This window comes from Streptomyces sp. NPDC020845 (assembly GCF_044334165.1).
Classification (GTDB): domain Bacteria; phylum Actinomycetota; class Actinomycetes; order Streptomycetales; family Streptomycetaceae; genus Streptomyces.
Genome location: NZ_JBIRSJ010000030.1, coordinates 58094 through 71827 on the forward strand (window position 1 = coordinate 58094; position 13734 = coordinate 71827).

A 13734-nucleotide genomic window follows, 5' to 3' on the forward strand; every position below is an offset into this window, starting at 1 on the left:
GACCTACGCGGCGGCTGGGGTCCTGGACCAGTCCTAGGGCACCAGGACGACCTTTCCCTGATTGACCCGGCCCTCGATCGTCGCGTGCGCCCGTGCCGCGTCTGCGAGGGCGAACTCGGCGTGGACCGCGGGCCGCAGTGCACCCTCACCGAACAGCCTCCACAGCTCCTCGATCCACCCCGCATACCGCTGTGGCTGGGTTCTGGCCACGATCGCCACCTGGAACCCGATGGCCGACTTGCCGCCCACGAGGAGGTCGTACGCCTCGATGGTGCCACCGCCCGAGCTGTACGCGACCAGCCGCCCACCAGGCGCGAGCGCCTTGACGGCGGGTGTGAGCAGTTCGCCACCGACCGCGTCGAGCACGATGTCGACCGGCTCGCCCCAGCCACCTTGGTCGTATGTCACCACGGCATCGGCGCCGAAGGAGCGTACGAAGTCCGCCTTGGCAGGATCGCCCACGGCGGCGACGACGCGTGAGGCACCCCTCAGCCGGGCCAACTGCAGGGCGAGATGGCCGACCCCACTCGCCGCCGCGGTGACCAGAACCGACTCGCCCTTCTCCGGGCGCGCGGCCTCCAGCGCACCGAGCGCCACCACGCCGCTGCGGACCAGCGCGACGGCGTCCTTGGCGGTGGCGCCCGCCGGGACGGGTGAGGCCATCGCGGTGTGCAGCAGCGCGTACTCCGCATACCCATGCCCGAAGCAGAGCCCGGTGACCCGGTCACCCGGCGCGTATCCGCTCACGCCTTCGCCGACGCGCACCACTTCACCGGCCAGCTCGCCGCCGAGCGGGATGGGCTGCGTACCCTCGCGCACTTTGCGTACGACGGGGAGCGTGACGCCGATCGCTTCGATCCTGACGAGCAGTTCACCGGCTCCGGGCTCCGGGACCGGGACCTCTTCCTGGAACAGGGCTCTGGGGCCGCCGATGTGTTCATACCGAATGCGCCGCATGCGCGATCGCCTCCCGACATCCTTGGGATTCATTGGACTTCCCAACGATATCCAGAAGGTCGTTGGGAAGTCCAACGTTTTCTCGGTATGCTGCCGTGCATGGCAGAGAACCCGCCGGCGCCCAGCCGAATCCGCGCCCTTCCGAGTTGGCTCCTCGGCCGGGCGGCGGCCCGCGGGCGCGGCCTGGTCGCGGAGGCGCTTGCGCGACACGACATGAAGATGTGGCACCACGTGGTCCTTGCGGCCGTGGCGGATCTCGGCCCGGTTGCCCAGGCCGAACTGGGCAGGACCGTCTCGCTCGACCCGAAGGACATGGTCGGCGTCCTCAACGATCTTCAGGCGGCGGGCCTCGTCGTACGCGCCCCCGACCCGGCCGACCGCCGCAAGAACGCGGTGAGCCTCACCGCCGAGGGCGAGCGGCGCCTCGAGGAGTGCACGAAGGCGGGGGAGTCGGCCAACGACGAACTCCTGGCCCCGCTGTCGGCAGCCGAGCGGGAGCAGTTCCTGGAGATGCTGCGGAGGATCAGCGGGGTGCGGTGACCCGGAGGGAGGCGCTGGCCCACCATGGTGAGACCCGGACCAGCTCTGGGCGAGAAAGGCACCCGATAGGGGTGGTCCCACTCTCGAATACCGCTCGGCAGCGCGTGAACCGCTTCGAAGTGAAGTGTTCTGCCGTCGGCTAAGACTGTCGCGGCTCCGATGGCATGGGCGGCAGGATCATCACATGCAGCCGATCTTCGTTCTCCTGCACAGTCCGTCCGTGGGTCCCTCGACCTGGCACCCTGTGGCTGAACATCTGACGGCGGCGGGATACCAGGTACGGGTGCCCTCCCTATTGCACATAGGCGCAGGTGCTCCGCCATTCTGGCCCCGCGTCGTCAGTGCCATCCGCGACGACCTGCGGCAGGTCTCGGCCGGCAGCCCTGTCACGTTGGTGGCACACAGCAACGCAGGCTTGTTTCTCCCGGCGATTCGCTCCGGCGTGGACCATCCGGTGACCAACTCGATCTTCGTCGATGCCGCGCTGCCGGCCCGGATCGGACCAACCCCTGTCGCCTCACCTGAGTTGCTGGAGTTCCTTCGCCCGATGGCTGTGAATGGCAGGCTGCCGCGCTGGACCGACTGGTGGGACGAGGCGGACGTCGCACCCATGTTCTCTGATCCGATGATGCGGCAGACAGTCATCGAGGAGCAGCCCACCCTGCCGCTGTCCTACTACGAGCAGCACATCCCGGTGCCCGACAGCTGGGATGACCACCCCTGCTCCTACCTGCTGTTCGGCCCCCCGTATGACGACCTCTCCGCCGAGGCGCGCGAACGCGGCTGGCGTGTGGCGCACCTGCCCGGCGCACACCTCCATCAGATCGTCGATCCTGCCGGCACGGCCCGGCACCTCGTCGAACTCGCCACTTCGGCTTGATCTCCTTCCGATACGCCCCTCAGGGCGTGTCCGGGGAGTCGCGGTGCCGGCCGGCTGTCCGGTGGTGTGCAAGGAGATAGGGCTCGTCCAGTCGCGTGTCGTCGACGCGGTCTCGTGCGTCGGTGAGGAGCCAGTCCAGCAACTCCGCGGTGGCGTGGTACTCGTTATAGAAACCCATGCGCAGGTCGGTGATCTCGAACTCGAACATCACGTCGTCGATGAGGTCTGCCAGGTGCGCGTCGGCGGCCGGAGCGCGGGTGGCGGTCCACATGTCCAGCCAGGGGCGCAAGGTGTTGGTGGCGACGGTGATGAGGCTGAGGGTTTCCCTGATGGGGACAGGGCTGGGGTGGGTGTGCAGGGTGGTCGGCCACCAGGCGGACCAGACGTCACGGAGGGCGTCGGCCAAGGGCTCGTCCCACGTAGTCCAGCCCGCCTCCAGCAAGCGGGAGGCGATGAGGTTCTCGTCGACATGGAACTGGCCGGTGACGACGGGGCGGACGATGCGTGGGGTCAGACGGCGAAAGAGGCGGGGGAAGTCGTCCCAGTGACTGGGCGCCTTCATGGCGACGGAAGTGACCATGCCGTCGGATATCAGATGCAGCGGCCCGGAGAGCTCGGCGAGGTGCTGCTCGCCGTAGCAGAATGTGCACCCCTGGACGGGGAAGGGCACCTCACCGGCAAACGCGCGGTCCAGGGCGTCGAGGGCTGTCATGAGCTGGTGGTGGGAGTAGGACATAGCGACCCGCCGGGACTCCGTCCGGGTAACCGGCGAAGATCGCAGGGTATCAACGAAGCCTCCCTGGACTCTCTGGCGAGTCATGAGCGAGCCGGAGGCGCGGGGCAGCAACGGTCACGGTGCCGTGAAAGACGTACGCCCGCTTGTCGAACGGCCTTGGGGGGCATCGGCACAGCGGTTGTCGACGAGAACGATCAAGGTCGTGTGCTGGGCGCCACGGGACCCGGCCGGGGCCGGGGGACGTCCGTGTTCCGGAGAGTGGCGAAGTCGGTGTGGGCCTGCTCGAAACGAACCCGCTCCACCGTGCTCGGAGCGTCCATGCCCGAGGTGCGGGTGGGGTCGAATCCGCCTTCGGGCCTGCGGGGTCCTCCCCGGCGAAGGCCGAGACCGAGCAGTGGACGACTCGGGGTCCCGGCCCAGACCCTGGCTGGTTCATCGGTGCCATTGGGCCCCACGCGACCAGTGGCTCATGGGGTCTGCTCGTGTCCGGTGATCATGTTGGTCAGGCCCTGGGGCGCGTGGTCGCCGAAGATGGCCTCGTGGATGCGGACGGCGTCAGCGGCGGCCGCAGCGCTGCGGGGGAACATGGCCTGTTCGTATTCGGCGAGCGCGGCCTCACTGTCGTCGGGGTGGGCGGTGAGGGCCTTGCCGAGTTCGGCGCCGTCGTACATGGCCAGGTTGGCGCCTTCGCCGGACGCGGGCATGAGGTGGGCGGCGTCGCCGAGCAGGGTCACCCCCGGCACCCGATCCCACTGATGTTCCATGGGCAGGGTGTGGATGGGGCGCAGGACCGGGGCGGTGTCAGCGTCGGCGATCAGCGCGGTGAGCTCCGGTGCCCAGCCGTCGAACTCCTGAACAAGTCGGGCGGTGGCCGCGGCGGGATCGGTGAAATCGATGCCGGAGAACCAGTCCTGCGACCTGCGGAACGCCAGGTAGGTGTGGAGGGTCCCGCCGCTCTCCCGGTGCGCCTGGATCCCCTTCCCCGGCGAGAGCGCGAACAGCGCCCCACCGCCGACCACTTTCGCGCTGGCCGGGTGCCGGGTGTCGGCGTCGAACAGGTAGGTCTCGACGAACGATATGCCGGCGTACTCGGGTGTGGCGGGGGAGAGCAGCGGCCGGACCCGTGACCACGCGCCGTCCGCGCCGACCAGCAGGCTCGTGGCGATGGTGGTGCCGTCGACGAAGGTCACCTCGTGCTGGCTGTCACCGAGGGCACGGACGCCGCTGGCCTTGTGGCCCCACCGGACGGTGTCGGCCGGGAGTGAGTCGAGGAGGACCCGTCGCAGCTCACCGCGCTGCACCTCGGGGCGTCCGCCCGTGCCGTCGTCGGGTTCGTCGAGCAGGACGGTCCCGTCCGGAGCGAGGACCCGCGTCGCCTCGCGGCCCTCCAGGATGAGGCCGCGGAACTCGTCGATCAGGCCTGCCGCCCGGAGGGCCGGTTGGCCGTTGTAGTCGTGGATGTCGAGCATCCCGCCCTGCGCGCGCGCCGTCGGGGAGGGCTCCGCCTCGTAGACCGTGGCCGGGATTCCGTGGACGTGCAGGACGCGGGCGAGTGTGAGGCCGCCGAGGCCGGCGCCGATGATCGTGACGGGAGTGCGCATTGTGACTCCTTCGGGATCGAGGCCGCCCGGTGAGGTCCGGTCGGCCTCTCTGGTATGTCGTTCCATCATTGGAACAACGCTCCAGCATGGAACGATGCTCCATGTTGGAACAGCGCTCCAGATATGTCAAAATGGCCGCATGGCAACGCGGACACGCCGGTCACAGCGGCGCACCGAGGCGCTCTCCCGCGAGCGCATCGTCGAGGCCGCCGTCGAGCTGCTCGACACGGCCGGGGAGGGCGGGCTGACGTTCCGGGCGCTGACCGAGCGCCTCGCCACCGGGCCCGGGGCGATCTATTGGCATGTGGCGAACAAGGGTGAGCTGCTCGACGCCGCCACTGACGCCGTTGTCGCCACCGCTCTGGCCATCGAACCCGCCGAGTCTCCGGGCTCGCCGCAGGACGAGATCCGCGCCGTCGCGCTCGGCCTGTTCGAATCGATCGATGAACACCCGTGGCTCGCCACGCAGCTTGCCACGCAGCTCTCCCGCAGCCCCTGGGGGGCGGTGACACCGCGGATCTTCGAGAGCATCGGTCGGCGGGTCCGCGCGCTGGGTGTGCCCGAGGGCAACTGGTTCATGGCGACCTCAGCGTTGATGCACTACATCCTGGGCGCCGCCGGCCAGAACGCCGCGAACGCCCGCATTCTCGGGCCCGACGTGGATCGCGCCGAGTTCCTCGACGCCGTATCGACGACGTGGGAAGAGCTCGACCCTGACGAATACCCATTCACCCGGGCCGTCGCGGACCAGGTGCGCGAGCATGACGACCGCGAGCAGTTCCTCGCCGGGGTCGATCTCGTCCTCGCCGGCATCGCCGCTCTCCACCTGCCCAGTTGACAGGCGTGCACCCCACCCGCCAGCTGAGCCGCCCACCCGCCACCCGAGCCGGGTGAGGCCCCCGGCTGTCCGGCCACGGTGGTGAGGACTGCCGGGCCGGCCGGTTCGCCTCATGGGGTGAACCGATGGGGCGAACCGATGGGGTGAACCGCGCGGCCAATGACGGCACCCGGCGCGGCGGGTGGACGCACCGGTCCCCCCTCGTATCGCTCGGCACCGCCCCTGCACCGACGGTTGCATCGGCGGCTCAGGTCAGGGGCAGCCGCATGATCGTCAGGTCGAGCCATCGGCCGAACTTGAAGCCGACCTCCGGCACCGTGCCGACGTGGTGGAACCCGAACCGTTCATGCAGCCGGATCGAGGAGGCGTTCTCGGCTTCGATATCGGCGATCATGACGTGGTGGCCGGCTTCGCGCGCAGACGCGATGAGGGTGGCCAGCAGCGCGGAGCCGATGCCGAGCCCGTGTCGGCCTTCGCGGACGTAGACCGAGTCATCCACCGTGTGCTGGTATCCGTCCAGCTTTCGCCAGGGGCCGTAGACCGCGAACCCGGCCACTTCGCCTTCCACCTCGGCCACGAACGCCGATCCGCGCTCCAGGTGTACGGCCAGCCAGGCGGCCCCCTCGGCGGGGGACTGCGGGGTCTGCGTCCACAGGGCCGTCGAGTGCTCGATCGCGTGGTTGCGGATGGCGCGTATGGCCTCCGCGTCGCCGGGGCGGGCCGGGTGCACTTCCACAGCCAGCCTTTTCTCGTATATTGGATTCATGTCTAACATAATAGATCCTCTGGTAGGGCAGATCGCAGCTCGCGTCCGCACCGAACGCGAGCGCCGCAGGTGGACCCTGGCCCAGCTCGCGGATGCCTCCGGGGTCTCCCGCGCCATGATCAACCGGATCGAGCGCGGCGAGAGCAGCCCCACCGCCGTCGTCCTCGGCAAGCTGTCCGCCGCCTTCCAGCTCAGTGTCGCCTCCCTGCTCGCCCTCGCCGAAGGAACCCCGGACGACACAGAGGGAATCCCGGGAGTGCGCCGACAGGCCGACGCGGCCGAGTGGCGCGACCCCGCCACCGGCTACCGCCGCCGCCAGATCACCGGCCCCCACTTCCCAGCGGAGATCGCCGAGATCCGCCTGCCCCCCGGGGCCCGCGTGCCCTATCCGGCCGCCGCCTTCGCTTTCATCCGCCAGATCGTCTGGGTGCTCGACGGCCACCTGACCTTCCGCGACGGCGACACCGTCCATGAACTCGACACCGGAGACACCATCGAACTCGGCGAGCCCGCCGAGCGCGTCTTCGCCAACACCACCGACACCGAGTGCCGCTACGCCGTCATCCTCACCCGAGGCACAACACCGTGACGCGCCCCCTCGCCCGGGGCGGCACACTCCTTCTCGCCTCCATAGCCGCAACGGCGATCGCGAACAACTACGCCATCCAGCCGGCGCTCTCCGCGGTCGCCGCCGACCTGGGCGTCCCGCTCTCCGTGATCGGCCTGGTGCCGACCGCCGCGCTCACCGGCTGCATGACCGGCTTCGCCCTCCTGCTCCCCCTCACCGACCACCTCGCCCCCAACCGCCTGGTCGGCGCGCAACTCACCGCCCTGGCCGCGGCCCTCGCCCTCGGCGCGGCCGCACCCGGCGCGGTCGTGCTCCTGGCTTCCTACATGCTCATCGGCGCGGCCGCCAGCGTCGCGGCCCAGGCCAGCAGCATCGCAGGCCGCCACGCTCCGCCCGGGCGCCGCGGAACCGGCGTTGCCACCGTGGCCGCCGGCTCTGGTCTGCGCGCAGGCATGGCGCTGGGTGAACCCGCAGCGGGCGGTCCCTGAAGTTGCCCGGGTGCTGCGTCCAGGTGGGCGGCTTGGCCTGGTGTGGAACTCTCGTGACGTGTCGGTGCCCTGGGTCGCAGAGCTGGACCGAATCCTGCGTGACTGCGCCGCAGCGCCGACGGAGGACCGACAAGTGGAGTGCGTGGGCGCGCCTTTTGGGTCCGTCGAGCGGCAGGACTTCCGGTGGAGCCATCCGATGACGGCTGGGGAGGTCATGGCGATGATCGGCTCCCGCAGCTACGTGATCACTCTGGAGCCCGGGATACGGGAGGAGCTGCTGATCCGGGTCCGCACGCTGTTGGACGCGGAGCGTCCAACGGAGATGCCCTATATGACTGAGTGTTATCGCGCCGAGCTCGAATTGACTTGACCAGGGAGTCCCTGGGCACCCTGCGACGGAGAGGGGGCATCTGCCTGGGCGGATGCGGGCGTGTTCGCCCACGCGGAGGCGGTGGGGCAGCAGCATGGCGTGGCTGCGACCGGCGAGGGTGGGGTACCACCGGGGAGCGGCAGAGACGAAGTATTGGTGCGAGCGGGCTGAGGCGGCTGAGCCGCGTGGGGCCAAAGTTGTGGATATATGCGAGATTTGCAGCCCGGATCGGGCACTTCGATGCCCATTCCATGCCATACTGAGGATGGCTCTCACCGCATCCCCCGTCGGTGAGAGCCATACACCCTCGGCCCGGGCATACGTCGAGTGTCCAATCCTCCGGCCGCCCGCGACGCGGGCGGAAAGCGCCCGAACAGGTACGTCAGCGGGACACCAAGTCGGCTGGGCTGGGAGGATCTTTGGCTGTCGATCCGTCGCGAGCAGTGAGCCAGAACCCAGGGGCTTGATCGACCTTCTAGGATCGAGGCCGATCACTGCTCCTGGGGGATATGGATGGCTTTGGAGATAGATCTCCCGCTCGGCGAAGACCCCAATGCCGCTCAGCTCGCGGCTGAACTGACCGAACTCGGCAACGAGCGCTTCCTGCGGGCGGTGCTCCGAGACCAGGCGCGTTTTCATCACCGCAGCAGTGACCGCCTCGTAGGCTGGCCCACCAACGCTCCGGAGACCACCGAGCCCACCTCCAGCCTCCTGCTGCGTGCCATCCACCTGTGCTTCACCGCCCACCTGCCACTGAGCCTGTCACCCGACCTGCTCTGGTACGCCGTCGTCCACGAGGTGGCCGTTCACGTCCGGCTGAACCCCAGTACGTACGAGGGAGTCTTCACCGACACCCCCGGATACCAGCAGACCATCGCCGTCCGCGACGACTTCGCCCCGCAGGGCTGGGGGCGCTCAATCAACCTGGTTCAACAGCCCCTGCGCTCGAGGATCGGCGACGAGGTGGCCGACCTGTTCCAGCCCGCCTTCTCCACGACCACCCCCGCCGATGCCACCGCCGCGCTGGTCGCGCTGATGGACGTGGTCAGCCCGTATTACCGTTTCCGGTGGCAGACGCTCTGCGGCATTCCGCGGATCCGGCTGGAGGGCACGGACCGGGACTGGCGCCTGTTGGCGGCGCGGGTGCGGGAGCTGGCGGGGTGGTTCGAGGGTCTGCGGCCGTGGTTTGCCGCCCTGCAGCCGGTGCTGGAGGCGATCAGTGCGACAGCCTCCGGGTGGGGCGTCGACCACGGATTTTGGAGTTCGCTCTACAAGTGGGAGTCGGCGTCCGGCGGCGACCGGGTCACCGGCTGGATCACCGCCTTCTTCGCTCACCGGTACACCGACGACGGAGCAAGTCCCAAACAGTCATTTGGCCACGGCACCATCGCTGAGGACGACTTCCCCTCCCATGTCTCCTGCGTCCCGTTCCGCTGGGAGACCCCCACCGGCACCTACGACATGGCTTTCCTCGGAGGCGTCATCGGCATAGAACGGAGCGGTGAGTGGATCCGGCCCCAGCTGGGCCACGCCGTGGTCGAACTTCTCCACGGCCCGGACCTCGGCAACGCGCTGCGGGCACCGTAGCCACCCCGCTCCGCAGAGACACTCCTCCGCTCACGGTGCTCCTCGCACAGGCGGAGGTGAGTCCTCGCTGAGTGGGGGAGGGGCGGCGTGCCGCCCGCCGTGCCGCAGACCGTCCCTCGACGAGCTGCTGCGCCGGCCCGCCGCCCGGCCTACCGCCGTCGGCGAGCCGACGAACTCCGGCCCGCCCCGGCGGCCATCCGTTTCTGGTCCGTGACGGGACGTTGGGAACTACTGGTCGCTGGGCGGCTGCTGATGTTCCTGTCGGCTCGCGGTCTGTCGCCTCCGCTGGTAGTGGGTTCGGCCTTTCGCGGAGTTTCCGCAGGTGGCCATATCGCACCAGCGGCGGCGGCCGCCGCGGGAGCCGTCGATGAACACCCAGCCGCATCGCAGGCCAGTGCAGACGCGGGTGCGTTCCAGCGGCAGTGACCGAAGCAGGTCGAACGCTTGCAGGACGAGTTCGTGGTTGAGGTACTCGAGCCCTGATGTCTCGACGCTGACCTGGAGCTGTGGCGTGTTCTCGCGGACGGTGAGGCGAGCGCTGGCGACCGCGTGCTTCCAATGATTCTCAACCTGGTCGACCGCCTCCGCAGGAGCTGGAGGGTCCTGGTGGATCAGTGCCGCGATGAGGTCGTGCAGAGCCTCGCGCAGCTCGCGGGTTCGGTCCAGGGCCAGCGCGGCTTTGCCGGGCTCGGTCTCGGCCAGCCGCCGCAAGTCCGCGAGGGCGGCAGGGGCGAACTGACCAGTAAGAGCGGCCCACTCCAACAGGCGCGGGTAGCCGTCGAGCCAGTCGATCGGCTCCGCGTCACGAGCCGTGACCGTGTTCACCAGGTCGATGACGAAGTGCCCGCCGACCAGGTCACGGGGCTTAAAGGTGTGAGCCTGGATGGTTCCCGTCACGCACGACCGCCTTTCATGGGCTTGCCTCACTCTATCCAACCACTGTACACATGTTATCCGGTTGGAATGCCTCCCGGTTGAAAGGAGACGGCCTTGGCTGACGCCGTTGAACTCATCACGGCCCCCTGGAATCTCGGCTTGCGACCGCCCGCTCCGGGGCGCGAGCCCGGCACGTGGCAGGCACCGCAAGCGCTGCTGGCGGCGGGGTTGGAAGCGCGGCTGCGGCCGGCCCGGGTGGTGAAGCTCGACCGTCCCCCGTACGAGTTCGACGCGCAGCCGGCGACCCGTATCCGCAACGGGGTGACCATCCGCGAGCACGCGCTGCGGCTTGGCGAGTCGGTCCAGGCCGCGCTCGCTGCCTCCCGGTTCGCGGTCGTGCTGGGCGGCGACTGCAGCATCCTGCTGGGGTGCCTGCTGGGGGCCCGCCGCGACGGACGTTGCGGCCTGGTACACCTCGACGGGCACAGCGACTTCCGGCACCCCGGCAACTACGACGCCAGTTCGTCCCTCGGCTCGGCGGCCGGGATGGATCTGGCCCTGGCCACCGGCCGTGGTGAGCTGCTGCTCTCCCATTGGCCGGTGGTGGGCCGACCGCTGGTCGCCGACGAGGACGTGGTCCAGATCGGCGACCGGGAGGACGAGGAGATACCCCCGGTCACCCGGTTCACCGCCCAGGAGATCCAGCAGATCGGTATCGCCGATCTGGGTGAGCGGGTCATCAGCCGCCTGGAGCGGCGTGGGCTGGACCGCGTCTGGCTCCATGTCGACCTCGATGTGCTCGACGAACGCGCGCTGCCCGCGGTGGACTCTCCGGGCAGTCCCGGCCTGGACTTCTCCCAGCTCGCCGAACTCATCTCGACCCTGGTCAGTACCGGCCGGGTGGTGGGGCTCGATGTCGCCATCTACGATCCCGACCTCGACCCGGACGGCGCGTACGCCGCTCCCATCGTCGACTGCCTCGCCTCCGCCCTGACCCCGCTTGCGACCGTGGAGACGCACGCTTGAAGACGCTACTTGCCGATGGCCCCAGCGACCTGTGCGCGAACGAGATGGAGCAGTTCGGACGCCTGGCCGGACACTGGGCGACCCAGATCACCTACTACGCCGCCGCCAACAACTCACCGGCCCGCCGAGTCAGCGGCGAATGGGAGTTTGGCTACGCCCTGGAAGGCAGAGCGGTCCTGGACGTCTGGCGATGGCCTGGGCGCGACGAACTCCCTGCCGCGGGTCGCTCGCGCGACCAGGAGTGCGGTCTGTGCGTGCGGATCTGGGACCCGCGCCTGCAACTATGGCGGTTCACCTTCCACGGCACCGCCCGTGGCGGCCTGGTGCACATGTACGCCCGCGAGGTCGATGATGAGGTCGTCATGGAACGCGCCACCGGCAGCGACCTCGTCCGCTGGACCTTCGCCGACATCACCGCCGACACCTTCCACTGGCGAAACGAACGATCGACCGACGGCGGACACACCTGGCGGCTCGACCAAGAGGTCAACGCCCGGCGCCTACGGTGAGCGGTCTCAATGCAACGGCCAGGCCCTCCTACCGGCGCAAGAGCACCACACGTCGTCGGCCTTCTCTGTGATTCCTGGGTCGCCACCCATGAAGACGGATCGGTCCGGCGATACGGACGTCGGACGAGTAGCCCCGTCCCGGTCGCCCGTACTTCACGAGCTCGAGCGTGTCCCGGTCCGTGGTGCCTGCGCCGGCAGGCACCACGGACCACTGGCATCGTCACCGACGCGGAGTTGTCGTCGGCGCCGGGTCACCACCAGGTGGTGCAGGCGACATCGGGGTAGTTGCTGGCCTTGCCGCAGGCTCGCATGAGATTGCCGCGGTTGTTGCACGCGTCGGTGTGGTTGCTGCCGCCGGTGTTGATCTTGGTGACGCTGGGCTGTTCCCAGGTCCGGCCGCGGTCGAAGCTGCGGTCCACCCACACCAGGTCGCCCGGGGAGCCGAAAATCCTGCCTCACGCGCAGGATCCGTTGTACCGCAGCTCGATGCCACGGGAGTGAGTCGAGCCTGACGCGACCGTACCGGTCGGGTTCGGGCAGGAGGGCTGGTTCAGGCACGATCGGACGTCTGGCGCAGCACCAGGGAGACGAAGCCCCAGGTGTCCCGGTAGACGCGCAGCCATTCCCAGCGACGGGTCGCGGCTGTTTCGAGCACGTGCGAGCTGTCCGGATCGGCAGGGTGGTCCAGAGCCCATGCGGCCAGCGAACCCCAGCAGGCCCACTCGTAGTGGTCCAACTCGCGACGCGTGCTGACGTGCCCATCGACAGGAGTCCATCCGTCGGCGACGACACGTTCCACGGTGGTCGCCAGGTCGGTGAAGTTCCCGAGCATGTCGATGGCCTCCTGCGACGGGGGGCGATCCCAGAATCCCTCACCGAGAAGGACATGGCCGCCGGGAGCCAGGTGCCTGCGGGCCGCGGCGAGGGTGGGGAGCAGGCCACCGAAGGCATGCGTGGCTCCGAAGCTGAGGACCACGTCGAACGGCTCTGCGGATACGAAGTCTTCGGCCTTCTGGTGGTGAAGGACAAGGCGCTCCTGGACGCCGAGGTCGATCGCGGCGGCGGCCGCCTGGGCCAGGGCGTCCTCGGAGATGTCCACGCCCTCGGCGTGCAGGTGCGGTCGTGTGGCCAAGGCACGCAGGAGCCATTCCCCTCCGCCGCAACCGAGGTCGAGCACCCGTTCGTCGCCCCTCGGGAGCCCACGGTCCAGCAGCCGACCGACCGAGTCGTCGTCGAGCGGAGACTTGATCGGGTGCTCAGCATGAGCGATCCGGGACATATCTTCACGGTTCATCAGCACAGCTTGTCAATCGACAGAGGTTGCGCGCACCTCGGTTTCGCTCACGTCTTGGCACCCCACGCCGGGCGGTTGACCTACGCACATCGTGCGAGGAAGACGAACTCCCTGCCGGGCCGGTCAGGTGCGTCGCGGACGTCCTCCACCACATAGCCTTGTGCGGTCAAGTCGGCCTCGATCTCCTGCCGTTCGCGGAAACGCAGCGTTGAATCCGAGGTGAGGACCTGCCCGTCGGCAGCGAACACGTAGGTCCAGCGGAACGTCACCAGGGGCAGGCTGACTTCAATCAGCTGGACCCAGCTTTCGACCGCGCCGGAGCCCGGGATCTCCATCATCTTGTAGGAGGTCTCGCGGTTCCACTCTTCCCAGGCGCGCCTGGCCGGATCCCGGGTCTCGAACACCAGGTGGCCGCCCGGCCGGAGCGCTCCGTAGGCTCGTCGCAGGGTCTCCTGCCACGCCGTCGGATCGGTGAATTGCTGGACAGCCGCAGCAACTGTTCGACACCGCGCGAGTCGCCGACGGCCAGCGCCGTCCGCCACATGCGGTTGGTCTCCTCGATATCCATGATCGCAACCCTAGCCACCGACACGGACACGTTCCGTTGCCCTTCCGCACGGCCCGGCCGTACGGTGTCGGCCGTCGTCGATCCGCCGCGCCCCTGGCCTGCGAAGCCAGGTCAGGGGCTCAACGAGCAG

The 13734-nt window shown here is 69.0% G+C and carries 16 protein-coding genes and 1 pseudogene; 9 read left to right on the forward strand and 8 right to left on the reverse strand.

Features of this window, described 5'->3' with window-relative positions:
• Window positions 1-33: 33 nt before the first annotated feature.
• On the reverse strand, window positions 34-957 hold the full coding sequence (locus ACH4U7_RS49540; RefSeq protein WP_398534338.1) for a zinc-binding alcohol dehydrogenase family protein: 924 nt from the start codon (window positions 955-957) through the stop codon (window positions 34-36).
• 99 nt (window positions 958-1056) lie between these two features.
• On the opposite strand from ACH4U7_RS49540, the gene ACH4U7_RS49545 reads away from it, so the two are divergent.
• Both ACH4U7_RS49545 and ACH4U7_RS49550 read left to right on the forward strand, forming a co-directional pair.
• Entirely contained in the window at window positions 1057-1497 is a 441-nt protein-coding gene (locus ACH4U7_RS49545) for a MarR family winged helix-turn-helix transcriptional regulator (RefSeq protein WP_398534339.1), read from the forward strand.
• A gap of 184 nt (window positions 1498-1681) precedes the next feature.
• On the forward strand, window positions 1682-2377 hold the full coding sequence (locus ACH4U7_RS49550; protein ID WP_398534340.1) for an alpha/beta hydrolase: 696 nt from the start codon (window positions 1682-1684) through the stop codon (window positions 2375-2377).
• Window positions 2378-2396: 19 nt separating this feature from the next.
• Here the strand turns inward: ACH4U7_RS49550 and ACH4U7_RS49555 are convergent, their stop codons facing one another.
• Both ACH4U7_RS49555 and ACH4U7_RS49560 read right to left on the reverse strand, forming a co-directional pair.
• Window positions 2397-3113 carry a hypothetical protein gene (locus ACH4U7_RS49555; RefSeq protein WP_398534341.1) on the reverse strand — a complete coding sequence of 239 codons (717 nt, stop codon included), beginning with the start codon at window positions 3111-3113 and terminating at the stop codon, window positions 2397-2399.
• Window positions 3114-3580: 467 nt separating this feature from the next.
• Window positions 3581-4714, reverse strand: coding sequence for an FAD-dependent oxidoreductase (locus ACH4U7_RS49560; protein WP_398534342.1), 1134 nt, complete (start codon window positions 4712-4714; stop codon window positions 3581-3583).
• Window positions 4715-4853: 139 nt separating this feature from the next.
• Between ACH4U7_RS49560 and ACH4U7_RS49565 the strand changes: the two genes are divergently transcribed.
• Window positions 4854-5552, forward strand: coding sequence for a TetR/AcrR family transcriptional regulator (locus ACH4U7_RS49565; protein ID WP_398534343.1), 699 nt, complete (start codon window positions 4854-4856; stop codon window positions 5550-5552).
• Between the two features lie 247 nt (window positions 5553-5799).
• On the opposite strand, the gene ACH4U7_RS49570 is transcribed toward ACH4U7_RS49565, so the two are convergent.
• On the reverse strand, window positions 5800-6318 hold the full coding sequence (locus ACH4U7_RS49570; RefSeq protein WP_398534344.1) for a GNAT family N-acetyltransferase: 519 nt from the start codon (window positions 6316-6318) through the stop codon (window positions 5800-5802).
• Between ACH4U7_RS49570 and ACH4U7_RS49575 the strand changes: the two genes are divergently transcribed.
• The 4 genes from ACH4U7_RS49575 (at window position 6317) to ACH4U7_RS49590 (ending at window position 9331) form a co-directional block, all read left to right on the forward strand.
• A complete protein-coding gene (locus ACH4U7_RS49575; protein ID WP_398534345.1) occupies window positions 6317-6907 on the forward strand; it encodes a helix-turn-helix domain-containing protein in 591 nt (196 codons plus the stop codon). The two genes, ACH4U7_RS49570 and ACH4U7_RS49575, sit on opposite strands and share 2 nt — an antisense overlap.
• Window positions 6904-7374: a hypothetical protein gene (locus ACH4U7_RS49580; protein ID WP_398534346.1), complete on the forward strand. Its 471-nt coding sequence runs from the start codon at window positions 6904-6906 to the stop codon at window positions 7372-7374. The genes ACH4U7_RS49575 and ACH4U7_RS49580 overlap by 4 nt, the downstream gene beginning before the upstream one ends.
• A 196-nt stretch (window positions 7375-7570) precedes the next feature.
• The gene (locus ACH4U7_RS49585; protein WP_398534347.1) at window positions 7571-7744 is read left to right on the forward strand and encodes a hypothetical protein; all 174 of its coding nucleotides are present in this window, start codon (window positions 7571-7573) and stop codon (window positions 7742-7744) included.
• Between the two features lie 513 nt (window positions 7745-8257).
• Window positions 8258-9331 carry a DUF4419 domain-containing protein gene (locus ACH4U7_RS49590; RefSeq protein ID WP_398534348.1) on the forward strand — a complete coding sequence of 358 codons (1074 nt, stop codon included), beginning with the start codon at window positions 8258-8260 and terminating at the stop codon, window positions 9329-9331.
• Window positions 9332-9559: 228 nt separating this feature from the next.
• Here ACH4U7_RS49590 and ACH4U7_RS49595 read toward each other — a convergent pair whose 3' ends face one another.
• Window positions 9560-10228 carry a CGNR zinc finger domain-containing protein gene (locus tag ACH4U7_RS49595; RefSeq protein ID WP_398534349.1) on the reverse strand — a complete coding sequence of 223 codons (669 nt, stop codon included), beginning with the start codon at window positions 10226-10228 and terminating at the stop codon, window positions 9560-9562.
• A gap of 93 nt (window positions 10229-10321) precedes the next feature.
• Here ACH4U7_RS49595 and ACH4U7_RS49600 point away from each other — a divergent pair, with 93 nt between their 5' ends.
• A complete protein-coding gene (locus ACH4U7_RS49600; protein WP_398534350.1) occupies window positions 10322-11233 on the forward strand; it encodes an arginase family protein in 912 nt (303 codons plus the stop codon).
• Window positions 11230-11742: a hypothetical protein gene (locus ACH4U7_RS49605; RefSeq protein WP_398534351.1), complete on the forward strand. Its 513-nt coding sequence runs from the start codon at window positions 11230-11232 to the stop codon at window positions 11740-11742. The genes ACH4U7_RS49600 and ACH4U7_RS49605 overlap by 4 nt, the downstream gene beginning before the upstream one ends.
• A 251-nt stretch (window positions 11743-11993) precedes the next feature.
• Here the strand turns inward: ACH4U7_RS49605 and ACH4U7_RS49610 are convergent, their stop codons facing one another.
• The 3 genes and pseudogenes from ACH4U7_RS49610 to ACH4U7_RS49620 form a co-directional block, all read right to left on the reverse strand.
• The gene (locus ACH4U7_RS49610) at window positions 11994-12161 is read right to left on the reverse strand and encodes a hypothetical protein (RefSeq protein ID WP_398534352.1); all 168 of its coding nucleotides are present in this window, start codon (window positions 12159-12161) and stop codon (window positions 11994-11996) included.
• A gap of 131 nt (window positions 12162-12292) precedes the next feature.
• The gene (locus ACH4U7_RS49615; RefSeq protein WP_398534353.1) at window positions 12293-13036 is read right to left on the reverse strand and encodes an SAM-dependent methyltransferase; all 744 of its coding nucleotides are present in this window, start codon (window positions 13034-13036) and stop codon (window positions 12293-12295) included.
• A gap of 80 nt (window positions 13037-13116) precedes the next feature.
• Window positions 13117-13530: pseudogene (locus ACH4U7_RS49620) on the reverse strand (SAM-dependent methyltransferase); the annotation flags it as partial.
• Window positions 13531-13734: the final 204 nt, after the last annotated feature.